At 68.5% G+C, this 22,463-nt stretch carries 12 protein-coding genes and 5 pseudogenes; 10 read left to right on the forward strand and 7 right to left on the reverse strand.

The features are described 5' to 3' along the window. Nucleotides 1–459: 459 nt before the first annotated feature. Complete coding sequence (locus tag ABZO31_RS00005) at nucleotides 460–2,847, forward strand: DEAD/DEAH box helicase (RefSeq protein ID WP_406858731.1); 2,388 nt, start codon at nucleotides 460–462, stop codon at nucleotides 2,845–2,847. 603 nt (nucleotides 2,848–3,450) lie between these two features. Beyond that, on the forward strand, nucleotides 3,451–3,873 hold the full coding sequence (locus ABZO31_RS00010; RefSeq protein WP_406858732.1) for a hypothetical protein: 423 nt from the start codon (nucleotides 3,451–3,453) through the stop codon (nucleotides 3,871–3,873). A 482-nt stretch (nucleotides 3,874–4,355) separates the two neighbouring features. Here the strand turns inward: ABZO31_RS00010 and ABZO31_RS00015 are convergent. Next, nucleotides 4,356–5,420: pseudogene (locus ABZO31_RS00015) on the reverse strand (GlxA family transcriptional regulator). A gap of 99 nt (nucleotides 5,421–5,519) precedes the next feature. Between ABZO31_RS00015 and ABZO31_RS00020 the strand changes: the two are divergent. Next, the gene (locus ABZO31_RS00020; protein ID WP_406858733.1) at nucleotides 5,520–5,954 is read left to right on the forward strand and encodes a hypothetical protein; all 435 of its coding nucleotides are present in this window, start codon (nucleotides 5,520–5,522) and stop codon (nucleotides 5,952–5,954) included. A 296-nt stretch (nucleotides 5,955–6,250) separates the two neighbouring features. Here ABZO31_RS00020 and ABZO31_RS00025 read toward each other — a convergent pair whose 3' ends face one another. Beyond that, nucleotides 6,251–6,412 (reverse strand): hypothetical protein, encoded by a 162-nt coding sequence (locus tag ABZO31_RS00025; protein WP_406858734.1) that lies wholly within the window; start codon nucleotides 6,410–6,412, stop codon nucleotides 6,251–6,253. Nucleotides 6,413–6,838: 426 nt separating this feature from the next. Next, nucleotides 6,839–7,534, reverse strand: coding sequence for a TetR/AcrR family transcriptional regulator (locus ABZO31_RS00030; RefSeq protein ID WP_406858735.1), 696 nt, complete (start codon nucleotides 7,532–7,534; stop codon nucleotides 6,839–6,841). Between the two features lie 97 nt (nucleotides 7,535–7,631). On the opposite strand from ABZO31_RS00030, the gene ABZO31_RS00035 reads away from it, so the two are divergent. Beyond that, a complete protein-coding gene (locus ABZO31_RS00035) occupies nucleotides 7,632–8,873 on the forward strand; it encodes an MMPL family transporter (protein WP_406858736.1) in 1,242 nt (413 codons plus the stop codon). Between the two features lie 203 nt (nucleotides 8,874–9,076). Beyond that, nucleotides 9,077–9,565, forward strand: a complete 489-nt coding sequence (locus tag ABZO31_RS00040; RefSeq protein WP_406858737.1) for a DUF4279 domain-containing protein — start codon at nucleotides 9,077–9,079, stop codon at nucleotides 9,563–9,565. 111 nt (nucleotides 9,566–9,676) lie between these two features. On the opposite strand, the pseudogene ABZO31_RS00045 reads toward ABZO31_RS00040, so the two are convergent. Then, nucleotides 9,677–9,861 (reverse strand): annotated as a pseudogene (locus tag ABZO31_RS00045) (IS110 family transposase); the annotation flags it as partial. A gap of 504 nt (nucleotides 9,862–10,365) precedes the next feature. Between ABZO31_RS00045 and ABZO31_RS00050 the strand changes: the two are divergent. Further along, the gene (locus ABZO31_RS00050) at nucleotides 10,366–10,659 is read left to right on the forward strand and encodes a hypothetical protein (protein WP_406858738.1); all 294 of its coding nucleotides are present in this window, start codon (nucleotides 10,366–10,368) and stop codon (nucleotides 10,657–10,659) included. Beyond that, complete coding sequence (locus ABZO31_RS00055; protein WP_406858739.1) at nucleotides 10,641–11,282, forward strand: hypothetical protein; 642 nt, start codon at nucleotides 10,641–10,643, stop codon at nucleotides 11,280–11,282. Before ABZO31_RS00050 ends, ABZO31_RS00055 begins: the two co-directional genes overlap by 19 nt. A gap of 393 nt (nucleotides 11,283–11,675) precedes the next feature. Here ABZO31_RS00055 and ABZO31_RS00060 read toward each other — a convergent pair whose 3' ends face one another. Both ABZO31_RS00060 and ABZO31_RS00065 read right to left on the reverse strand, forming a co-directional pair. Then, nucleotides 11,676–13,478 (reverse strand): FG-GAP repeat domain-containing protein, encoded by a 1,803-nt coding sequence (locus ABZO31_RS00060; RefSeq protein WP_406858740.1) that lies wholly within the window; start codon nucleotides 13,476–13,478, stop codon nucleotides 11,676–11,678. A 254-nt stretch (nucleotides 13,479–13,732) separates the two neighbouring features. Next, nucleotides 13,733–14,734, reverse strand: a pseudogene (locus tag ABZO31_RS00065) (DUF4158 domain-containing protein); the annotation flags it as partial. Between the two features lie 298 nt (nucleotides 14,735–15,032). Here ABZO31_RS00065 and ABZO31_RS00070 point away from each other — a divergent pair. The 3 genes and pseudogenes from ABZO31_RS00070 to ABZO31_RS00080 form a co-directional block, all read left to right on the forward strand. Continuing rightward, complete coding sequence (locus ABZO31_RS00070; protein ID WP_406858741.1) at nucleotides 15,033–15,734, forward strand: hypothetical protein; 702 nt, start codon at nucleotides 15,033–15,035, stop codon at nucleotides 15,732–15,734. Between the two features lie 82 nt (nucleotides 15,735–15,816). Continuing rightward, nucleotides 15,817–16,013: pseudogene (locus ABZO31_RS00075) on the forward strand (IS5/IS1182 family transposase); the annotation flags it as partial. A 178-nt stretch (nucleotides 16,014–16,191) separates the two neighbouring features. After that, a pseudogene (locus tag ABZO31_RS00080) lies at nucleotides 16,192–16,278 on the forward strand (lamin tail domain-containing protein); the annotation flags it as partial. A 618-nt stretch (nucleotides 16,279–16,896) separates the two neighbouring features. Here the strand turns inward: ABZO31_RS00080 and ABZO31_RS00085 are convergent. Continuing rightward, on the reverse strand, nucleotides 16,897–22,173 hold the full coding sequence (locus ABZO31_RS00085; RefSeq protein WP_406858742.1) for a DUF6531 domain-containing protein: 5,277 nt from the start codon (nucleotides 22,171–22,173) through the stop codon (nucleotides 16,897–16,899). Between the last annotated feature and the right edge of the window lie 290 nt (nucleotides 22,174–22,463).

Genomic DNA, 22,463 nt, shown 5'->3' on the forward strand with positions numbered 1-22,463 from the left:
GCTGCGCGCGCTCGAGGGAACCGCCGGGCTTCGCCCGGCGGCCCTGGGTCCGCTGCGCTCCCCCAGGGGCAACCTCCGCTTCGCTGCGGTTGCCTGACGGAGTGTTGGTGGGGGAGCCGGCTTCGCTCGGCTCCCCCACCAACCAGGCTGCTGCGCAGCCTGGTTGGGCAGGTCCGCTGCGCTCCCCTGCCTTGGCTTTCCGGCTTCGCCTCCAAGCCTGGCCCGCTTCGCGGGCGGCTGGCTAAAGGGCGGCGTGGGAAGCGAGTTGGGCATTGTCCCCTCACGCCGAATCGGTGGGGTGGTCTCTTACTCGAGCTCGCCCGATGACGGTGATCCACCTGCCATAGTGGGTTGGAGTCCGCGCTCCGGCTCCCTGCAATCAAAACTGAACGCGGATAAAGTCTACGCTTAGCGGGTAGTGGCTCTGCTGGGTGCCCCGAGGGTGACAGGTGGTGTGCTGTGTCGAGTCGGTGGACGCTTCGTCCTCATCAGGTTGAGGCCGTTGACGCAGTGGTGCGGGCCTTGGAGCACGTTGCTGATGGAGAGGCATCAGGCGGCGCACGGGCCCAGGTTGTCGCTGCTACTGGGACGGGCAAAAGTCTGATCGCTGTGCACGCGGCGCGGGCTCTGCGAGCCCGGCGGGTTCTGGTGCTGGTTCCCACGCTTGGGCTGTTGGCGCAGACGGTGTCGGTGTGGCGTGAGGCGGGGCGCCGGGGTCCGATGTTCGGTGCATGCTCGCTGTCGGGCGAGGATGCACAGGTTCTCCAATGCACCACCGATGAGGCGGAGTTGGTGGGTTGGGTTTCGGGTCTGGAGTCTGTGACGGTCTTCGCGACCTATGCCTCGTTGGGGCTGGGGGTTGTGGAGCGGAGTCATCGCGCGGGGTTGGGTGCGTGGGATCTGGTGGTGGTGGATGAGGCGCATCGGACGTCGGGGGCGTTGGGCAAGGCGTGGGCGGGGGTTCACGACGATGCGCGGGTGCCGGCGCTGCGTCGGTTGTATATGACGGCTACGCCGCGGTTGTGGGAGGTGGCGGATCGGGAGGGTCCGGGAGGTGGTGAGCTGGTTGCGTCGATGGATGACGAGGCTGTGTTCGGTCCGGTGGTGTACCGGCTGTCGCTGTCGGAGGCGATTGAGCGGGGGTTGATCGCTCGGTACCAGGTGGTGTGTGTCGATATCGCTGATCCTGGGGTGTCCGTGGTCGAGTTGGTGGGGGGTGCGGGCAGGACGGCGGAGGTTCGGGGGGTGCGGCTGGCGGCTTTGCAGACGGCAGTGATGAAAGCTGCTGCGGAGCGGCGGTTGAGGAGGCTGCTGACGTTCCATTACCGGACCAGTGAGGCTGAGGCGTTCTCCAGTGGTCTTGGTTCGGTGGCGAAGGAGTTGTGGGAGAGCGATCCGGGTCTGTATCCGGAGGCTGATGGGGTGTGGGCTGACTGGCTGTGTGGGGCGCACAAGCCGGCGCACCGGGGCCGTGTGCTGGAGGGGTTCGCGTCGGAGCCGGAGGTTGATCCGGGGGCGGCGTGGGTGCGGGTGCTGTCCTCGGTGCGGGTGCTGGGTGAGGGGGTGGATACCAAGGAGTGCGATGCGGTCGTCTTCGCGGATGTGCGGGGGTCGGCAGTCGACATCGTCCAGGCGGTGGGGCGGGCGCTTCGGATGCAGCCCGGGGAGGGCAAGGTCGCCTCTTTGGTAGTGCCTGTGTTCCTCGGGCCTGGTGAGCAGCCTGACGAGATGCTGGTCTCGCGCGCCTATGGGGAGCTGGTGAAGGTGCTGACGGCTCTTCGGGCTCATGACGCCCAGGCCGTGGAGCAGTTGGCCGCTCCCCAGGTGGCCGGCGGCGAAGCGGCTGGCGAGGTGGTGGAGGTGGCAGGCGGCGTGAGTAAGGCTGCTGCGGAGCTTTTGTCGTTTTCCCGGCCTCGGGATCCGGCGCAGTTGGCTGCGTTCATCAGTCTTCGGGTGTTGCAGCCGGAGACGCAGTTCTGGCTGCGGGGCCTTTCGTCCGCGCTCGCCTACCGCAGTGACCGCGGGGACCTGGCTGTGCCGTATGAGTACCGGACGCCGGACGGGTTCGCTCTGGGGGTGTGGATCGCCAGGCAGCGCAGTGCGCGCACGCGTGGGGAACTGAGCCAGGAACGGGTGGGACAGCTGAACGAGCTCGGCATGATCTGGTCGCATGCGGAGGTCGCTTTCGCCGAGGGGTTGTCGGCGGCGCGGGGGTGGGCGGCCGAGCACGGGCACCTGCTGGCGCCGGCGGATGCCATGTGGGAGGGCTATGCGGTGGGGGTGTGGCTGAAGAACCAGAGGGCCGCTGCCCGGCAGGACAAGGCCGGGCAAGGAGCTGGGCTCAGTGTGGAGCGGCGGCGGGCGTTGGAGGCCATTGACCCGTCGTGGTGCCCGTCCTGGCCGGTGGCCTGGCAGCGGTGCTTCCATCTCGCCCGCCTGCATGTACGGGGCGGGGGAGTTCTGCCGGAGGGATCGGGGTGCCTGGTGGTCCAGGGCGAGGACCTGGGGCAGTGGGCAGCCGTACAGCGGCGTCAGTGGGACACCCTGGGAGCGGCACAACATTGGCTGCTGAGGGAAGCGCTCGGGCTCGAACCCCTGCCAGACAGTGAGAAGAGCGTCACGGTGCCGCAGCGGACGCGGGCGCAGGTGTGGGCGGCGAATGTAGCTGCCGCTCGCCAGTACCAGCAGCGGGAGGGGCACTTGGAGGTTCCTCACCGGCACGTCGAAGAGGTCGACGGTACCGGGTACGCGCTGGGGGTGTTCATCGCCAACAGCCGCTCCCGCCGTGCACGCCTCGCGCCGGAGCGGGTCGGGGAGTTGTCCGAGCTCGGGATGAGGTGGGGATGATGTCCGAGCGGTCGCAGCCCAGGATCAGTCGAAGACTGCTTGTGCGAGGACGGCTTGGAGCTTCCTATTGGGTTTAAGCAGCGGCGCCGAACTCGGCTGCGGTTGGGTCTCCACTGAGACCAGTGCACAGAAGAACGCAGCCCGAACCTTGAACCATCTCCCACATCGCATCGGTGATCCGGGAGGCTTGGGCGCAGCGGATGGCGACCGACAGTTCTCCTGCGGCTGTCGATCCGTACAGTCCTTCGAAGGCCTTGGTCTTCGTGTTGAAGACGGCTGCCCATTCCTCGCTGGTCGGGGGAATGTATGGTGCCTTACCATGTCGGCCAAGAGAAGAAGTCCTTCACCTGCTGGACGTCCGTAGGGCCGTCGATGTCAGTCACAGCGATGGCAACGAAGCGCTTCGTGGCGAAGTTGAACTCTGTCAGCGGTCCCTCCTGCTTGACGCTGTCGACTTGTGAGGTCCGCAGGCCTACGTGGCTGACGGTGAAGTTCATGGCGGGGGCTGGGCTGTGTCCCGGGACAGGTCCGGCTGCGCGGTCATGCTTCCAGGATGGTGAGTGTGGGAGGCCCTACGGGGGCGGGTGACAGGGGGCGGCGCCGATGATGTTCGGGTACGCGGACGAAGGGCGGGCGCTGCTGGTGCTCCCGGCGTTGCTGTGGGTGCCGTTCGGGCCGTTCGCCATGATCGCCATGGGGGTGTGGTGCGCCTGCGTACCGGGCCGCCTACCTCGACTGTGGTCGCTGCTGGTCCCGCTGGTCCCCGTGACGGCCTCGGCCGTCGTCATGGCCTTCCCGCTGAGCAGGTGGGACCGTCCGGTTCTGGAGGACGGCACGCTGGGCACGCCGGAACACCTCCACGACTTCCTCGGGTACCTGGCCGTGTACGTGGGAGGCATCACGCTCCTGCCGTGGCTGCTCGGTTACGGCATCGCACGCGTGGCGCGCTTGGCACGGGCCCGGCGCCGGGCCCCCAGGCCGCCGCGGGGGCCGGACCCGGCCCCGACGCACCCGGACGCGTCGTAGGTGCGGGCTGGGCAGCGGCAGCGGGGCGCTGCGGCGGCGCCGGTGCGGGCTGGGGGTCCGGTACGCCGGAGGGTTGCGCTGCTGCGTGCGCTGCCTGCCCGGTGGCGTGTCGCTGTCGGACACGGTCGGCGGGCCGGGACGCGCAACGGCCCGCCCGCTGGCCGGCCGAGGGTGGCGATGAGGTGGGCATGTGTGCGGTTCCCGGTTGTGGCGAACCGTGCGGCGGAGCTGCACGGGGCGGGGGTCAGCGGGACGACTACCGGGATGCGCCCGATGACGGCGAGGGCCGAGCCCCTGCAGGCAGGTGCGACGGCACCGGCCTTCTCGTCCCGCACCACGGGCCGCGCGGCGGGGACCTGACCGAGCGGCAGGCCGGCCGAGCGTACCCGCGCGAGCACAGGCAGACCGGGAGATCGGCTCGGGGGCGCCCTCGTCCGGCCCGTACGCCGAGTGTTTTCCGGCTGCAGACCGCCGCAGGCCAGTCAGGTCGCCTCGCGGAAGCCGGGGGTGAGCCGGGCAGCTATGGCTTTCTTCAGAAGCGACGGGCAGGCCGCGGCCCGCCCTGCTCGGCGGGGGCGGGGCGGGTCAGGTGCGGGTCGAGGCGGCCCGGTAGCGGGACGGGGAGATGCCGTACCGGGCGACGAACGCCTGGCGCAGTGTCTCGGCGGTGCCGAAGCCGCAGCGGGCCGCGACGGCGGCGAGCGGCAGCGTGCCACCGGCGAGGAGATGGGCGGCGGCCTCGGTGCGGACGCGGCGCACGTACCGGCCGGGGGTGGCGCCGAGGTGTTCACGGAACAGGCGGGTGAGGTGGCGTTCGCTGACGCCGGCGAGGGCGGCCAGGGCAGGTGCCGACAGATCGCCGCCCAGGTGCCCCGCGATGTGCGTCGCGATCCGCCGGACGACGTCGTTGCCGACAGGCGGTGCGGTGGTGAAGATACTCATCTGGGCCTGGTTGCCGGGCCGTTGCAGGTAGATCACCAGCTCCCGGGCGATCCGGCGGGCAGGTTCCGGGCCGTGGTCCTCCTCGACGATGGCGAGGGCGAGATCGAGCGCACTGGTGACGCCGGCGGCTGTGAGGACGTTCCCGTCGCGGATGTAGAGCGGGGTCGCGTCGACCTCGACGGCGGGATGCCGCTGCGCGAGCCGGTCGGCGAATCTCCAGTGCGTGGTGGCACGTCGACCGTCGAGGAGCCCGGCCGCGGCGAGGATGCCCGCCCCGGTGCACACCGAGGCGACACGGCGGCTCTCGGCCGCGAGCCGGCGGACATGGGCGACGATCCGGGCGTCGGCCGTGGCCGCCTCGAAACCGAATCCGCGGCGACGATCAGCGTGTCCAGGGGGCCCTTGAGCCGCTCCAGGCTCTCGTGGCCCTGCATGACGAGCCCGGTCGGACAGGCGATGGGACGCCCGCCGGGCGTGGCGAGCAGGACCCGGTACGGCGGCCGCACCTGCCCGGTCACGTTCGCCATGGCCAGGCTGGTGTTCAGGGAGGCGATCTCCAGCAGCTCTGCGCCGTCGTATCCGACGACCACGATGCGGCGTTCCATGCCGCCACGGTAGGCCGAAAGGACAGGCACCCCAAGGTTTCGGACCTGCCGGACCGGCACACTTCCGCCCGCCGCAGAGCGGCCCGGAAGGTGGGGCGCATGGAGAACACACCACGACAGGAAGTCCCCGTACACGCCGTCGCCCATCTCGCGCATCGCTGGCCCACGTTCATGGCCCTCGCCTGCGTCGCCGTCGTCTTCTGGGACGGCGCGGTGAACTGGCAGCCCTTCGCCGTACTCATGATCACCCTGCCCGGCGTGTATCTCGTCGTCGGGGCACTGCGCGGCGAGCTGCGCACACGGCGGGCCTTCGGGATCCAGCTGTGCGGTCTCGTCCTGTGGTCGCTGCCCGCGCTGCTCGCCTTCGCGGTCGGCGGGCGGGCGGCGGTGTACATCGTCGCCGCCGCATGGTTCGCGCACTCTGCCTGGGACTTCGCGCACCACCGGGCGCGCGCGGTGGTGCCGCGGGCGTACGCGGAATGGTGCATGGTCGTCGACGCGCTGGTGGCGGTCGGACTCCTGGCATGGGCCTGAAACCCCTCAGCCCTCAGCCCTGGGCCGGCAGCCGGCAGCCGGCAGCCGGCAGCCGGCATTCGGCATTCGGCAGCCCGCGTCGCGGACTGGACCGGCAACGCCGGCGACGGGGACGCGGCGCCGCGCGAGTCGGCGGCGTACGGCAACCCGCAGCCCGCAGCCACCGGCGGGGAGCGGGGGATGCGGCCGGTCGTATAGACCGCCATGGCCGGCAGCGCGCAGCACATCTTCTGACGGCGGACCGATACCCACCCCATCCTCGCCGCCCTGCCGGGCGAGCCGGGCCGTCCGGCCGTTCATCTGTCCGGGGTCAGCTTCCGACCGGTTCCGGATCGGCCGATGTCCAGAGCGAGGAGCGCGGCCAGTGGCGTGCCGCAGCTCCAGAAGCCGAACATGTCAACGTCGACGAGGACCAGGTCGTGGCGGGCGGTCCCGGGCTGCTGGGTGAACGCGTGCACGAGGCGACGACGAGTGGGAAGTCCGCTCCGTGTTCGCTGCGGGCGGTGCCGTTGACCATCTGAAGGTCCGGACTGTTCGGGCCCGGCCGTTCATGAACTGAACGGAACGCCCCGCAGGAAAGGAACCTGACAGGCCTGTCACCCGCCTGGCGGCGTGCGTACGGCGAAGTCTTCGAGGTGATCGAGACCAGCGGGGACGTTGCGAGGAAGGCGCTCGCCCGTGAGGCGATGCATCGTCCGCCAGCAAAACGAGCCAAGGACCACTCCGAGGTCCCCCGCGACTGATCACAAGTGACTCCTCGGCTCCTCGTCCCGGGCGTCGTCGTTCTGGTCAGCGCTCGTGGCATCCCCTGTCGGACGTCCGCCCGCAACCGGACGGTCCGCGCGTCGCGCTCGCGGCGGGCCGAGTCGCCGGCGCGGTCCCGTTCACTCGGACCCGTGGAGCACCTGGTCGGGCGGGCCGATCGAGTCGAGCAAGTTGAGCACGGTGGCCTCCATGGCGTGCCGCGCTTGGTCGGGGCTGAGCCCGGTGGAGCGCCAGTGGTACCAGGCGCCCCACGTGGTCACCGCGTCGAGCCCGTCGACCAGATCCGTACGCCGTCGACCCGACACACGGCCGAGCTCCTCGCCCAGCACTGCCTCCAGGCGTCGGCGGGCGTCGGCGAAGGCCTCATCGGTGACTTCACGGATGCGGTCCGAAGGGTGCTCCATGCGCATGATCGCCAGGCGTGCCGGGGTGATCCATTCGAGGATTCGGGCGCGCTGTTCGACCAAGGCCGCCACGCGTGCGGCGCGCGGACCGCTGGTGGGCAAGGGCCTTATCTGCTCGGCGAGTTGTCCCAGGCGGCGGGTGATGGCGGTGTCCACGAGTTGGGCCATGTCGTCGAAATGGTGGAACACCGATCGTCGTGAGACCCCCGCGTACTGGGCCACCCGGTCGGCGGGAAAGTCCGTCTCCCCCTCATCGAGAAGCGCGAGCAGCGCGTCGGCGATCTTCTCGCGGGTCTGCCGGCCGCGCGCGGTCCGGCCGTCCGCAGCAACGGCGGCGGTGGCAACGTCAGCCGCGCCGGCCGGGGGGCTGCCGGGGCGCCGCGGGCTGTTCTGCTCGGGATGCCGTCCCACGGGGGCTCCTTTCTTCCCGTTGACATTATTGCACTCCGAGTGCAACGGTGAATCTGCACTCGGAGTGCAACTTCATTGCGGAGGGAAGCGCGGCACGATGTTCCTTGCCCTGGGCCGCTGGTGTGCCCGCAGACCGAGACGGATCCTCGCCCTCTGGGCTGCCGTGACCATCGCCGTGGCCTGCGCGGTGATGCTTCAGGGGCGGGTCACCAGCGAAGCGGTCGTCATCCCCGGCAGCGACAGCCAAGCCGCCCGGGATGTGGCCGACGCGTTCCCCGGCCCCGCCTCCGGCAACCAGCCCCTCGTACTCCACACGGCCCCGGACGGCCCGGCTCTGACGTCCGCCATCGCCCGGAAGGCGGTCGAGGCGGCGGCCGCGGACGTGGCCCGGGTGGACCACGTCATGAGCGTCGGCACGCCGTACGGGACACCGGGCCGGGCGGCCATGAGCGCGGACGGCCACACCGCCTACCTCTCAATCGGTCTGAACGTGACGGGCCGCGACATCACCCCGGAGATCAGCGAGGCCGTCATGTCAGCCGCCGAGCCCGCCCGGCAGGCGGGCATCACGGTCACCCCCGGCGGCGAGCTCGCGGCAGCCGCCGACAAGGAGTCCACCACCCACAGCGAGCTGATCGGGCTTGCCGCAGCGGCAATCGTCCTGTTCCTCGGGCTGCGCAGGATCCTCGCGGCCGGCCTCCCCCTGGCAGTGGGAGTCGTGGGACTGGTGATCTCACTGTCGGCGATCGGCCTGGTCGGGCACGTCCTCGACATGCCCTCGGCGGGCGCCACGATCGCGGCGATGATCGGCCTCGGCGTCGGCATCGACTACACCCTCTTCTGCCTGACGCGCTTTCGTGAACTCCTGGCCCAGGGACACCCGGCGGTGGACGCCGCCGGACACACCACGGCGAGCGCCGGCAAGGCCGCCGCCTTCGCCGGCTGCGCGGTCGCGGCCGCACTGGCGGGTCTCGCGCTCGGCGGGCTCCCGCTCCTGCACGCCCTGGCCCTCGCGCCCGCGATCGCCGTACTCGTAGCGGTCCTCGCAGCTCTGACCCTGCTCCCGGCCCTGCTCACGCTGCTCGGCCACCGACTGAGCCACAGGCCGAGCTACGCACGCACCGCAGCAACACCCCCCGAAACTCCCTGCCCGACCCACCCTGCCGCCAAGCGCTGGCGACGGCTCGCCACACATGTCACAGACCGACCCCACCACTACCTACTCGCAAGCCACCACCGGCTGCGTTCATACGTGGCTGGACAACGGGGGCACTCTCGACTCGAAGAACAGCCACATCCTGCACAGCTGCACCGAGGACCTGGACCGAGTCATCCCTGAGATCAATGACCCTGCAGGAGCCCACTACTGCCAGCGATTGCACCAACTCGCCGTGCTCGTGTCAAGGAACCTCTCCAGCACCAAATGAGACGGCCCCTTAGGAAAGTCGTTCCTCAGATGTCCTGACCATGCCCCACTGGGGCGTCGGGACTCACTCGCAGTCAGGCGAGTGGGTGTGAAGGGTGAACGCGTATTCTCCGGGGATGCCTCTCCACCAGTACGTCTACTTCGCTCTGTCCAGCCGACGCATCACTGCGCAGGAGATAACTGATGCGCTGGGTATTGAGCCTGATGAGACGAAAGTGGTCAACCCGCGCCGTCTCCCTGTTGACCCGGCGAATGCGTTCTGTCAGATCTGGAAGGTCGTGTGCAGGGAACCGGACCTGTGCGTAGACGAACAGATCGCACACGTCCTGGGCCGTCTCCGACCGCGGACCGACCTCATAGCCGAGCTCATGAAGCAGTACAACAGTGCAGGCGACGAAGAAGAACCGGGCCTCGAGGCCGTGCTGGAGGTCGTGCGCTACTTCAACGACGGCGAGCAGCAGGACGAGGTCGGGCAGCCTCAGGATCGGGAGCACAACCTCTTCGGCTGGGCGCTCGACCGCGAAGCAATCGCTTTTCTTGCCGCTACTGGCGCGTTTCTGGACGTCGATGAGTACGACATGGCGCCTTCCCCGCCGCCAGCCTGAGCGCAGACGAGGACTTGGGATCGATGGCCAACATCGCGAAAACTGCGAAGGTGCCCACCTACTCCTTTCGTGCTCGGTGTCTTGAAGACACGACCATGCCTCCGGGCCAGGTCAGTGCAACGTGGCCAGTGGTGGTGCGACTTCGTAGAGCCGCCGGTCACGGATCAGGGCCCAGAGAAAGTTGACGCGACGGCGGGCGAGGGCGATCACGGCCCGGGTATGGCATTTCCCCTCGGCTCGTTTGCGGTCGTAGAAGGCCCGGCAGTTTGGTCGTAGCGGACGCTGGTCAGGGCGGACATACGGGGCAGCGGACGGCCTGTCTGTTCCGCAAGGTTGAGAGCCGGTACCGGGTTGTAGGGGCTGCACGGGCTGCCCGCATCATCTCGGGGTGGCGAGGGTGGGTCAGCCGCCGCCCCGGCAACGTCCAGGCCGTCAGGCGGTGGAACCCAGGCGCGCCAAGCTCCACCGCCAGTTGACCGCGCCCAGGCAGTCAGGCCAGATGGACCAGGTCCAGCAGGGCGCGGGCCAGTCCCGCGACCAACGTGGTGGTTCCCGCGTAGATCACTGCCTGGCCAAAACGCCGGAGGAATCGACGGCGGGCGGGCCGCCGCTTGGAAACGGGACGGCGCGTACGGTGGGTCATGACCCTCTCCAATCAGGGACGATGTCCGCCGCCCCCGCACCGCTTGTTCCTGGCCGGGATACGGTGCGGGGCACGGCTGTCGATGGCCACCACCCTCGCGGCTGAGAGCCGTCGAACGCAGCTCACGAGCCCCGAATCTCGATGTAAGTTCGGCGCCATGGACGAAGACCGGACCGCCGTGTGGGCTGAAGGCACGTCGACCGACCTGGTCGCCGACGCGCACGCCCTTGGGGTGGAGTCGGCCAGCACCCGGATGGTGACCTCCTGGGTGGAGGAGGGACTGCTCGCAAGCCCCGACCCGCGCGAGGCCAGCGCGCACGGCAGCGACCCGCGCGTCTTCCCACCCGCACAACGCGAGCTGTTCACCAAGCTGCTCGAAGCCCGGGAACGCTCTCCGCTGGGACGAGTGCCGCACGCTCGATCGCCCGCGTCGTGCTGTACCTGTGGCTGATCGACGACACGGTGGTGCTCACCCCGCAAGCGCGCCGGGCCTGGCGCACGCACGCTCGCGCCACTGGCAAACAGACCGCCGCCAGGCGGAGCGAGACCGCCCGCGCGATCGTCGAGTCGCTCGCCGGCTCCTCAGCGACCATCCCGCAAAGGCGTGCGGCTCAGCTGGTCATCGAGGAGGGTGAGCGGACCGGCCGCATCGACGTGGCACGACTTACGTCCGTCCTGACCGAGCTGTGCTCGCCCTGGCCGGCTCAGCCGGGCGTACCGCGGATCGAGCGCGCGCTCCCAGGACCGTTCGGACCGGTCTCGGTGCAGCACCACATCGCCATGTGGCACGCCAGGCACCAGGCGGTCCGACGCCTTCGCAACGAGGAGATCGACGAGGCGACCCTTGACCGGGTGCGTGCCGTCCACCGCCCCCAGTGGGCCGATTACCAGGTCCGTCGATCCGAACTCACCGCCCAGGTTGGAGCTTTCGCCACCGCTTTCGCCGAGCCCGGAACCCTGGAGGGCCGCGCAATCGAGGCGGTCGACGCCTTCGTCGGCACGCTGGCCGGCGAGCTGGGGCTCATCGAGGCGGCGTTCCACGCCGCCGAAACGGCCCGCGTCAGAACACGCTGACCAATTCCCGCGCACGGATGTCTACCCTCGGCCGTGTGAGCTCCGCCCCAACCCCCGCGCGACCCTCGACGCCTGGCTCGCCGGCAGCTAGGTCCGCGCCGACGGCCAGCCCGTGGCCGGCCGCGCCTGGGACGACGACACCGTCTACCGGTACACCGACGCCCTCGCGGAGCTCAGCGGCCACTCGCACATGAACGGCTGCCGCCCTTTCATACCCGGCACTTAGACCGCGCCACATATGAAAGGGCGCTGCCGTGGGGGCATCCTCGCCGCTCGCCCGAAGGAGCCGACCCCCGCCAGGGCCTGTGGCCCCGCCCGAGAGCAGCGGCCTGCGGGCGGGGACCGGGTTCGGACCGAGGAGTGCGGCAATCGCGACGCTGCCGACCCCTCGTGTCAGAACAGCTGGGTGAACTCGCCCGGGGTGGGGCGGAGCCTGCTGATCGTCGTGCGGCCGGCTTTGAAGGGAGCGAGTTGGTTGCCGGTCGCCTCGTAGACGTACGTGATGCCGTCGGGACGTACGGCGAAGAGGTCGGGGCGCCCGTCGCGGTTGGCGTCGCCGACGGAGAGCAGGTGCGCGAACGCGCCCCAGCCGCTGCCGATCCTGAGGCGGGAACCGAAGGTGCCGTTCCCGGTGCCGGGGTAGAGCCAGAGGACGCCGGAGGCGTCTCGGGCGACGAGGTCGCCCGCAGGCCCGCCGGCGATGTTGCCGGTGGCGACGATCTTGTTGTACATGCCCCATCCGTGTCCGACCTTCACGCGGTACGCCAGCGGCGCGGTGGCGCTCCCGGTCCCCTTGTAGAGCCAGAGCGCGCCGGCGGCGTCGGTGGCCAGCAGGTCGACCTTGCCGTCCCCGGTGAGATCGCCGCCGGACGTGATCCTGTTGTAGATCTGCCAGCCCGTGCCGACCTTCTTCCGAGATGCGAGCGGCTGCCCGGGCTTGCCTGTGCCCTCATAGAGCCAGAGTGCGCCGCTCCGGTCCCGCGCCAGGACGTCGGCCTGCGCCGTGCCGCCGACGTTTCCGGCCGCCACGAGGCGGTCGTAGATCTGCCATCCGGTGCCGAGACCGGTCCGAGCCGTCCAGTAGTGCAGGCCGTCAAAACGGTAGGCGGTGTCGTACCTGGTCAGCTGCCCGGTGGAGTCGATGCCGAGAGCGTCCGGAGAACCGTTGTCGCTGAAATCGTGGGGCTTGGCCGAGCGAACGACGCTGAAGGCTCCGGTCCGTTCCACGGCCGGACCGATGCCGTTCATCGGGGTGGCCTGAATCCGCCAGGTGTAGTCGCCGTTGTACGCCGCGAGGAACTCGCCCAGTTCGCCCTGCTGCAGGTCGAGACGGCCGTCCCAGCTGGTGCTGATCGTGACGGGACCCTCCGCCCCCGTGCTGTACGGGACCTGGACCCTGACCATCCGTCTCTGCGAGGCGACATGCGTCAGCTCGAACACCAGGCGGACGTTGTGCCGGCTGAAGCTCGCCTCCAGCGGCACCGTACGGGTCTTGTCCAGATCGATCACGCCGCTGGGGAGCTTGCTTCCCAGCAGGGTCAGCGCCGTCGGCTCCCCTGTGCTGGCCGCGAGCGTGACGACGGGCGTCCCGTCGGCGCCGAGCGCGATCCGGTAGAGACCCTCGCCGTGCTCCACGGTTCCGCCTTCCGCCAGAAGAGCACCGTCGGGCGTGGGGAGGATGGTCCAGGAGTGGTCCAGGAGCTTGAGAGTCGTGCCGGTCTTCAGCGAGCGTGCGGTGAGCGCGTGCAGCGGGTCCGCGTAGTTGGCCGTCCTGGATCCCTTGCGGGAGTAGAGCACCCAGTCGCCCAGCAGATCGACGTTCAGCTTCCCTCCGCCGACAGCGGTGCGCTGGGCCTCGCCGGAACCGCGCGGAGCGACGGACAGGCCCACGCCCGAGATGCTGTTGATGTCGGTCCAGGCAATGTGCGTCTCGGAGGCGGTGACATCGGTCAGCGTGTAGCCGCCGGGAGTGTCACGGGACTCGACCACCGCGCCCGAAGCGAGGTCCACCAGGGCGATGCCCTCGCCGTCGGGCATGAAGTAGCGCAGGAGCGCGGTGCCTTGAGACGAGTCGCCGTCCACGAAGAAGTCCGCGGCAGACGGGGGCAGGCCGGTCACCGTCCGCTCGGTCACCTTGCCGTCCCGCATGGACACCAGGCGCAGGTCGTCGCCGCCCGCGGAGTTGCCCGCGGTCATCACAAGCGAGGACCCGGGTCAGCTTGTACCCGCTGCTCAGCGCGGTGCGCGGGATGCGCACCGGCTCGCCGCCGCCGGTCATGTCGTACACCGCGTAGGCGTCGCTCTCTTCGACGACGACGGTGTCGGAGGCCGAGCCGTACGCCTTCCCCGCCAGCTCGGTCGTAGCGCCGTCCGCGAAACGCGTCCAGCGATAGCGGTACGTCTGGGTCGCGTCCTTGGCACTGGTGAGAACGCCGGTCGTCCCTACGCCGTTAAGCGCGGATCCCGCGGGGATGGAGACGACGCCGGCCTGTTCCGCTCCGAAGGTGACCGCCGCGCCCGTGGCTTCGCCTGGTGCCGCGACGGCCGCGGGGGCGCACAGGCCGACGCCGGCGGTGAGGGCGAGAACGACGGCGACGGCGGTGGAGAGGCGTCGTCGGGTGGTGCGTGAAGGCAAGGATCCCCCAATGGATCGGGCGGCACGGACAGGAGTAGGCCGCCTCGATCAGACACGCGAAGGCCGGGAACGGTTGTACGAGTCGAGAGTGATCGTGCGCAGCCTTCCTGACTGCCTTCGAGCACAGACGGCGAGCCCCGCACCACGCTCTCCGGCAGTCCCGCCCTGCGCCGGCTCTGCTCCAACCGGCCATACGGCGGTCGATGCCACCAACGCCCCGCGCCCCGGTCCGCGCGGGACCTGGGGCGGCAGATGGTGTCGGCCCGGACACCCGCACCGGACCTCGGCGCAGCCGGTCCAGCTCCGAGACCCGGGCGCCGTGCGGCACGGTGAGCGGCGAGTCCAGCACCGCCCTCTGCCCTGTGTTCAGCAGCCCGTACAAGGTGTCCCACAGCCGCTGGTTCGCTGCCTCGTGCACCGAGGCAACCAGCCGGGTCAGCGTCGTCACACCGGGCAGCAGCACCGGCGCTCGCGCAGCCGTCCGGCCTCCGGCCTCCGCCTCGGCAAACTCCTGGCACTCCAGGACCCGCCGCAGCTCCCGTACGTGTTCCAGGCGGGTGTTCTCCCGTTCGCCGTACACCTTGAGCACGGACGCGTCCGCGATGTTGAGCTGCTCGTCGAGGTAGTCCACGACCCTGTCGGCGCATCAGTGGCGTCGTCCGCCCCGAGGTAGCGCGGCCGTCAGCTGCACCGCGAAGCCCAGCCGGTTGTGCGCCCGACGCTTGTCCTCGATCAGTTCCCGGTCCGCATCGTCCAGGAAGAAGAACCGCTCCAGTTCCGTGCGGGACGGCGCCCCGCGAAACGCCGCATACGCGGCGGCCTGCTCATCAAAAACTCAACCGGCACCCCGGACCTCCAGACAGTCGATCAATACGACTGCCGAAGGGTCAGCCCCCGCAGAAGCCCAGGTCAAAGCCCTCTCAGGCCCAGGCAGGGCATAGTGCCGGTTTCCGTTCAGATGTTCCTCAAGCCCCGCTTCGAACTCCTCAAGGAGTGGGACGGATAATGGGCTGCTTCCCTGACTCAGGCCTGGGATCATCACCTGGCCACATGGCAAAGGGAGCCGCATCAGGAGCTCTCGATACATACGAGAAGGGGTTCCTGTGCACGGAGGTATGCGGCGCGCGCTGACGTTTGCCGTACTGTCAGCGATCACCATAGCCACCACGGCCTGCGGGTCGGCAGCCGACTCGGCCGACGGGCCCCGGCACTCTTCGCCCGGTCAACATCCGCTGACCGAGGAGCAGCTGACGAAGGCACTGCCTGACGGCAATGAACTCGTTGGCTTCACCACGGTGCCTCAGAGCCTGGCGCTCCTGGAAGCCGAGGACGTCGTCACGACAGACAAGCCCGCATGCCGTCCGATCGCCGACATGATGAGCGTGCGCCCGAAGCATGTACGCCGGGCGATGGTCTGGGCGACCATCAAGCCCGACAACGCGCCTCCTGAGGCGACACCAGGCAGCTTGACCTTGACCAGCCATGCCGTCGAAGAGGCCGAGGCCTGGATGGCCGAGATCAGGAAGGCCCTGGCCGGCTGCAGTCAGTTCACGGCCACCTCCGAGCGAGGCTGGACGCACCGCTTCAGCGTACGGCCCCTTCCCTCGGCGAAGGTCGGGGACGACTCCGTCACCTACCTCCTGACGAACCCCCTTGCTCCCGAAGCTGGGGGAAACGCCGTGACCGTCGTCCGCACAGGAGGCAGCTTCGCCACTTACCTCATGAGTTCGGACAAGGGCCAGCCACCTCCCGTGCCTGCCTCCATCGCGAAGCATCAACACAGGAAGCTGCAGACGGCTTCGACCGGGTCTGAGTGACACACGGCACCGCTGGGAAACGAGCACGGGGCGACCGCCCCGCAACGCCACGCGTACCCACTGGTCGGCGAGTTCCGTCGGCCCCGAGGGTCGCCCCCGCACCCGGCCCGACGCCGTCGCGGGCGACAAGGCCTATTCGTCCCGCGGAAACCGCGTCCACCTGCGCAGACACGGCATCAAGGCCGCCATCCCGGAGAAGGTTGACCAGGCTGCCAACCGGACGAAGAAAGGTGCCGGGGCGGTCAGCCCGGCAGCCACGACGCAGACCTGTGGTACGAGGCCGCCGAAGATGCCGCGCGTCAAAGCCGCCACACCCCCTCCCCGCAGTACCGCCACGTTCCACGCCGGCACCCCCTTCCTGGGTCGGCGCGTCATGGGAGCGCCACCGCGAGGAGACCCGCCGTGTCGAACCCCACCCATGCCCACAATGCCATCGACCCGATCCTGGACATGATCCGTGGAGATCAGCCGTGTGCAGGCCGACAGCCCCGGACGGGACACCCGCTCCAACCGGTCGCAGACCCACGAGTGGGTCGAGATCACCAAGCCGAGTTGTACTTGTCCTTGTCGAGGATGTCCTCCCGCGCGGACACGATCACAGGAGTTACAACTTGACCGGCCACCTTCGTGGCCGTCGGCCTCCCCGATCGACGACGCGGAGCCGGCCGACGTCGAGCGTGAGGTCGCGGTGCCTGTCGCGGCGTAGGACCGACCTGCACCTCGCAATGGCAGAAGCGCCCCGGTTCTTTGAATATCAGGGGCGCTTCGGAATTTGAGGTCAGAGGAACGCCGCTGACCCGGACGGATCCCGCTTCGATCTCACAGGGTGAGCGAGAGGCTGCGAGCCCCGGCACCGTATCCGGGGCTCGCTCTGTGATTCAGCTCGTTTGCTGTTCGATGAGCTCCCTTGCTGTTCTCAAAGCGGCTTCTAGGGAACCGAGAGTTTGGTCATGGCGCAGGAACTCTGTCCCTGGTGAGGGTTCGATGGAAACTCCCCATTCGCGCCCTGTTGAAGTTCCGTCCACCGCTAGATGGTGCCCTGACTTCCGAATATCGATGGCAACGGCACCGGACGAGAACCTCTCGATCCTAATGTGCACGTCGTCGCCGAGGACGGAGTGGATGAGGGTACACATGCTGTCGTCCGGTTCCTGTGTAGGGCTCACTTTCCTCCGCCCTCCTTGCTGTAAACGAGTTCTCCTGAGCGGCGGCTATAGATTTGCAGTGTGCCGTCTGCGCCGATCTCGATCGTATTCCCCCTCGTTACGGCCCTAAGGCTGCCGTCCGCGTGCCTCTCAATGAAATCGTCGCGAGGGGCGTACATCCTACCGTCCGGCTTCAAGCCAGGATTCGGGTTCTTCGCTACGCCGCTGTACGCATCTTCAACTCGATCGAGCGTCGAATTTAGTTGTCTGAGCGCCGATTCTGCATCCCTGGCCGTCGGAAGGCGATCCAGCTCTTGGTAGAGGAGCGACAGCCTCTCAGGTATAGGGAGAGGCGGCTTGCCAGCAAACGCCGGGTCGTCAGGATGTGCCGCCCCTGGTCCGTAGCGAGGCACTGGATTGCCAGGGGAGAACCTGTTCTTCAACCAGTTGAAAGTGGGGCCAAGGAGGCTACTGACTCCACCGCCAGCCGCCCCGATTACCAGATCCCACGGGTCGGTCGGCCGGCACAGTGCCGTGTTGACACCCCAGGAGAACCCGGCTCCGACCACTGCGTTGACGCCGGCAGATGTGGCGAGGGCGCGTCCCCCGGTCAGCCCGAGTCCCCTCACCACGGCGTTGCCCGCACCGGGCATCAGCGCACCGGCGAGGCCTCCGATCGCTGCCCCTCGCCCGGTGGCCTCCGCAAAGTCGCCCCACGAGAACTGGCCGTCGTTACGGTGCTGCCAGCTGTAAATTCCGCCTTCGATGGCACCGCCGATGATGGCGCCGATGCCGGCCGAGATGCAGAGCGGGCAACGGCCCGACGGGTCTGACTGGTTGATCGGGTCGTTGTTGGCGTAGGCGTAGGCGGAAGAGTTTGGGCTGCCGGGGCTGGTGGGTTCGGGGTCGGGCGTGTTGAACCGGCCTGTGACGTAGTGGTAACTACGGTCACGCAGGTACAGCCAGTTCGATGCCGATGGGTCCTTGTACTCGCCGGTGTAGCCGAAGGGGCTGGTCTGGCCGCCAGTGATGCCGGCCGCTCCCTTGGTCGCGCCCCACGGGCCGTACGTGTAGGCGTAGTTCTCGGTGCCCGCCGCGTCGTAGACGGCCGTAACGGATCCTTGGCGGTCGTTCTGGAAGTAGTAGCTGCCCTTCGTGTTGTCCATGGCCAGCGGCGCGCCGAGGGGGTCGTACTCGTAGTTCCCCATCAGCGTTCCGTCAGTGGCCCGCTCGCTGGCGATCACTGGCAGCTTGTTGTTGACGTCCCACCAGGCGGTGCGCTGCAACGCCCCGTCAACACTGAGGCTGGTCCGGTTGCCGTCGGCGTCGTAGCCGTAGGTCCAGACCTTGGTTCCGATGGTTGCGGTCTTGACGCGGCCTTCGGCCGTGTAGGCGTACGTGCCCGCGGAGTTCTTCGCGAGATTGCCGTCGGCGTCGTAGGTGAAGTCGCTGGTGGTGGTGCCGGTGACGCTGCGCGTGAGTTGGTCGGCGGCGTCGTAGGTGTTGGTGGTTGTAGCCGTCGCGGTCTTGGTGGTGAGACGGTTGCCGACCTTGTCGTAGGTGTACGTCTCGCCGGCGGTCCCGCTCAGGCAGGATCCGCCGCCTGTGGTGTCGGTGCAGCTGCGAGTCAGGCGGCCTGCGGTGTCGTAGCCGTAGCGTGTGGCGGGCTTCGTAGTGGCCAGGTCCTTGAATGTGTCGCTGATGACGCGGCCGGCCGCGTCGCGTTCGAAGGTCCGGTTGCCGTTGCCCTCGGTCATCGAGGTCAGTCGGCCGGCCTGGTCGTAGGTGCGGCTCTCCGTCCTGGCGGCCGTGGTCGGCAGCTTGGTGGAGGTGAGGTTACCGGCCTCGTCCCAGGCGTAGGCCGTGGTCTTGGCGTTGGTGGTCTGTCCGGTGACTCGGCCGTCGTCGTCGTAGGTGAAGGCGGTGGTGCGGCCGTCGGGGTAGGCGCGGCTGGCGAGGGTGCCGTTCGGGTTGTAGGTGTAGGTGAACGGCTTGGTCGCCCCCGGCTGGCCGATGGTCAGCACCCGGCCGTTCAGGTCATAGGTGAGGTTTCGGGTCCCGGTTCCGTCCGTCACGGACGTGGTCTGGCCGGCTGAGTCGTACCCGTAGGACACCGTGGGCGTGCCGTCCGAGTAGGTCGTCTTGGTCGGCAGGCTGCGCGGCCCGTAGGCGGTCGTGATGGTCTGCCCGCGAGCGTTGGTGACCTTGGTCCGGTTGCCCTCGACGTCGTACGCGTATGACGTCGAGCGACCCAGAGGGTCAGTGACCTTGGTGAGCCGACCCACGCTGTCGTAGCCGTAGAGCGTGGGCTGCTGGTTGGCGTCCGTACGCTTGGTCATCTGCCCGAGGGCGTCGTACTCGACGAGCGTGACGCCGCCGTCCGGAGCGGTGACCTTGGTGGGGCGGTTCAGTGCGTCGAAGACGGAGACGGTCTTCTTCCCGAGTGGGTCGGTGCGCTCCGTCAGGTTGCCGACCGCGTCGTAGGCGCTCGTCACCTTGTTGCCGAGCGGGTCCGTCTGCGCCGTAACGTTGCCCGCTGCGTCGTGGCTGGTGCGCCACGTGTACTGGGCGGGTACGGCGCCTGTCACGTTGCCGCGCGGGTCGGTCCTCTCCGTCTGTCGTCCGTTCGCGTCGTAGGCGAAGGTCGTCTTGTGACCCAGCGGGGAGGTCTCGGAGATCTTGTTGCCGTCACGGTCGTACCCGAAGCTGATGGTCTTCCCGCTCGGGTCCTTGGCCGAAAGGCGCCGGTTGTTGCCGTCGTAGGTGTAGGTGGTGACCTTGCCGAGCGCGTCAATGGTCGCCCGGACATTGCCCGCACCGTCGTAGGCGGTGGTCCGCACTCGTCCCAGGGGATCGGTGACCTTGACCGGACGGTTCTCGGCGTCGTAGTCGGTCTTGGTGGTCTTGCCTCCAGGGTCGGTGACGGAAGTGCGGTTGCCGACCTTGTCGTATCCGTACTTCCACGTGTACGAGCCTGCGGTTGCGCCGGTGAGGTTGCCGCGCGGCATGGTCTTGCTGACCAGACGTCCGGCCTTGTCGTAGGCGTACGTGGTCTTCGCGCCCGCAGCATCGGTTTCCGATGCGACGTTGCCCATGACGTCGTACGTCACGGTCGAGACCCGCCCCAGGGCGTCCTTGGTCTCGGTCAGCCGATTCGCCGCGTCGTACGTGTGGGAGGTGACCTTGCCGGCGCTGTTGGTGGTCGACGTCAGGTTGCCGGCCGCGTCGTAGGCAAAGGCCGTGACGTTGCCCTTGGCGTCCTTCGCCGAAGCGACCCGCCCGCCGGCGTCGTACGTGCAGGTGGTCGTGTAGTCGGCCGGGGCCGCCCCCTCGACGTTCCCGCGCGGATCCACCTCGGTCTTCACACGCCCCGTGGCGTCATACGTACGGGTCAGGCGCTGCCCCCCGCCCGTCGTGACCGAGGAGACATTTCCGGCAGCGTCGTAGGCGTAAACCGTCCGCCGCCCCTCGGGGGACTTCTCCGACTCGAGCTTGCCGGCAGGGGTGTAGGTGAACTCTGTTCCTACGCCGAGGGGGTCGATGACCGTCCACAGCTGGTTCTTGGAGTCCCAGCCGAACCGCGTCATCTTCCCGTTGTCGTCCAGGGCGTAATTGAGTCCGCCCGCGGCGGTGTACGCCCAGCTCTGGGACGTCAGCGGTCCTCGGGACTTGGTCGGCCGTCCCTGCGGATCGAATTCGACACCGAAGCGATTGCCCAGTGCGTCGGTGACTGCCACCGGGTCGAGCTGGAAGTCGTACTCGAACGAAGTCTTGTTGCCGAACGGGTCGTACTGTGCGAGGAGGACGTTGTCGTGGTGAATGTCGGTCCACACGCCGGCGTCCGGCATGGTGACGTCGGTCTCCTCACCGGAGTACGCGAAGGAGATCTTTCCGGTCAGGAAGCCGGCCTGCTGCTCGACGACACGGCCCTGGCTGTCGTACGTGTTCCGCACGGCCTCGTTGCCGCGCTTGTCGCTGATCGACTGCAACCGGCCGCCGGCGTCGTAGCCGTAGTTCACCGGCTTGCCGTCCGGTCCCATGAAACTGGTGAGCCGGCCCCCGGTGTACTCGTACGAGACCTTCCGGCCATCCCATAGCGAGATCTCCGAGAGCAGGCTCCCGGAGTACGCGAACGTCGCACGCTGACCGGTGTTCGTGGTCACGCCGACGAGGCGGCCCGAGCTGTACTCGAACGACGACTTGCGCCCCTGCCGGTCCCGCTGCTCTGTGACGTTCCCGGAAGCATCGAAGCCGACGATGTTGCCCACCCGAGTCTTCAGCTCGTACCCGGTGGCCGTCTTCGTCAAGGTCGAACCGACGTGCGCCTCAGACGCGTAGGTGCCGTCGGCCGTTTTCGTGAACGGGTACTGGGACCCGTCCTCCGCGCGGAAGACCACGTTGCCGTTCGTCTGCTCGTCCAGTCGCGCGTCCCACGAGGCAGACCAGCCGGCCCCCAGCGAGCCGGACACGATGTTGTTCGAGGAATAGCTTCGACGCAGGTCGAGCGGCAGCGTCCCGGGTACGGACGCGTCAGTCACGGTCTGGGAGAACGCGCCGGTGGCGGTGTTGACGCCCACGCCCCTGCTGCCTGCGCAAGCGGGCGCACTGGCCGAGTTGGAACCGCAGGAGGAGCCGAAGGTCTGATTGCCGGGAAGGTCTGCGAGTGCGATGCCCAGGACGCTGCGCGCCGAGTCGTAGGTACCATCCAGCCCCTGTCCCTGCACCGATACTTGCCAACCCATCGGAGCTACGTAGGGGTCAGGTTTCGCCTTTCCATCGTTCCGCTTGATGTCGTCAAGGCAGTCGCTCCTCTGGAACGTGACCGAGAAGCTGACCGGGGCTCCCTCGCCCGGGGTGAGATGGGAAGGTGCCGACACGGTGACAGGAGCGGAGTAGTACACCTTCGGCATGGGGCTGTCGACCGTGTTTTTTATCGGTTCATTCAGGTTGACGCCGCAGACCCATCCAAACCTCACGTTTACTGGAGCCGACCCGGTGTCAATGCCCCCGGCGAAGACCCAGCCCTTGACCGTGAACTTCTCGCCATCTCGAGGAGTGAACCCGTGCCCCCCTGGCTCGTCCCATCCTCGAAGTCTGCCGCTCGCGTCCCATACCTCGGCCCTCTCGATCTTTGCCGTGTATTGGACCTCTTCGGCTGCGGCCTCCGTCCGAAGCTTGGCCTTCCCTCCGGACTTCTCAGGCATCGACTTGCCCGACTGCGGCAACGCCGCAGAGGACATACGGCCGAGCGTCTTCTCGCTCGCTACCTGCGCCCGTCGTTCCTTCAAAGTCATGGCCCGCTGCGGAGCCGTCGGCTGCGGCCCTTGAGATGCCTCAACGGCCCCCGCCGCGACCCGTTCCGCACTCGCCGCATAACCCGTGGGTGCTGCCGCGAACAACATGCTCCAGGCTGCTAGCAGGCACGCCGCCGTGCGGCCGCGCCTGCGCCGTCTTGATGGCACAGTCCCCTCCCCCAAGTACATGCCTCAGACCTCTCTGAGGCACCGCGCACCATGATCGACACGCGTGGTCGAACGGGGATACTACCCTCAGTTGGCAATCAGATACGTATAGTTGTTCTAAT

The sequence above is a fragment of the Streptomyces solicamelliae genome, assembly GCF_045348655.1.
GTDB lineage: Bacteria > Actinomycetota > Actinomycetes > Streptomycetales > Streptomycetaceae > Streptomyces > Streptomyces solicamelliae.

Bases quoted from the DNA above. Each gene is read 5' to 3' on its own strand.
- ABZO31_RS00010 (WP_406858732.1), top strand. From the start codon at position 3,451: ATGATGTTCGGGTACGCGGACGAAGGGCGGGCGCTGCTGGTGCTCCCG.
- ABZO31_RS00020 (WP_406858733.1), top strand. From the start codon at position 5,520: ATGGAGAACACACCACGACAGGAAGTCCCCGTACACGCCGTCGCCCAT.
- ABZO31_RS00035 (WP_406858736.1), top strand. From the start codon at position 7,632: ATGTTCCTTGCCCTGGGCCGCTGGTGTGCCCGCAGACCGAGACGGATC.
- ABZO31_RS00040 (WP_406858737.1), top strand. From the start codon at position 9,077: ATGCCTCTCCACCAGTACGTCTACTTCGCTCTGTCCAGCCGACGCATC.
- ABZO31_RS00050 (WP_406858738.1), top strand. From the start codon at position 10,366: ATGGACGAAGACCGGACCGCCGTGTGGGCTGAAGGCACGTCGACCGAC.
- ABZO31_RS00060 (WP_406858740.1), bottom strand. From the start codon at position 13,478: ATGACCGCGGGCAACTCCGCGGGCGGCGACGACCTGCGCCTGGTGTCC.
- ABZO31_RS00070 (WP_406858741.1), top strand. From the start codon at position 15,033: ATGCGGCGCGCGCTGACGTTTGCCGTACTGTCAGCGATCACCATAGCC.
- ABZO31_RS00085 (WP_406858742.1), bottom strand. From the start codon at position 22,173: ATGACTTTGAAGGAACGACGGGCGCAGGTAGCGAGCGAGAAGACGCTC.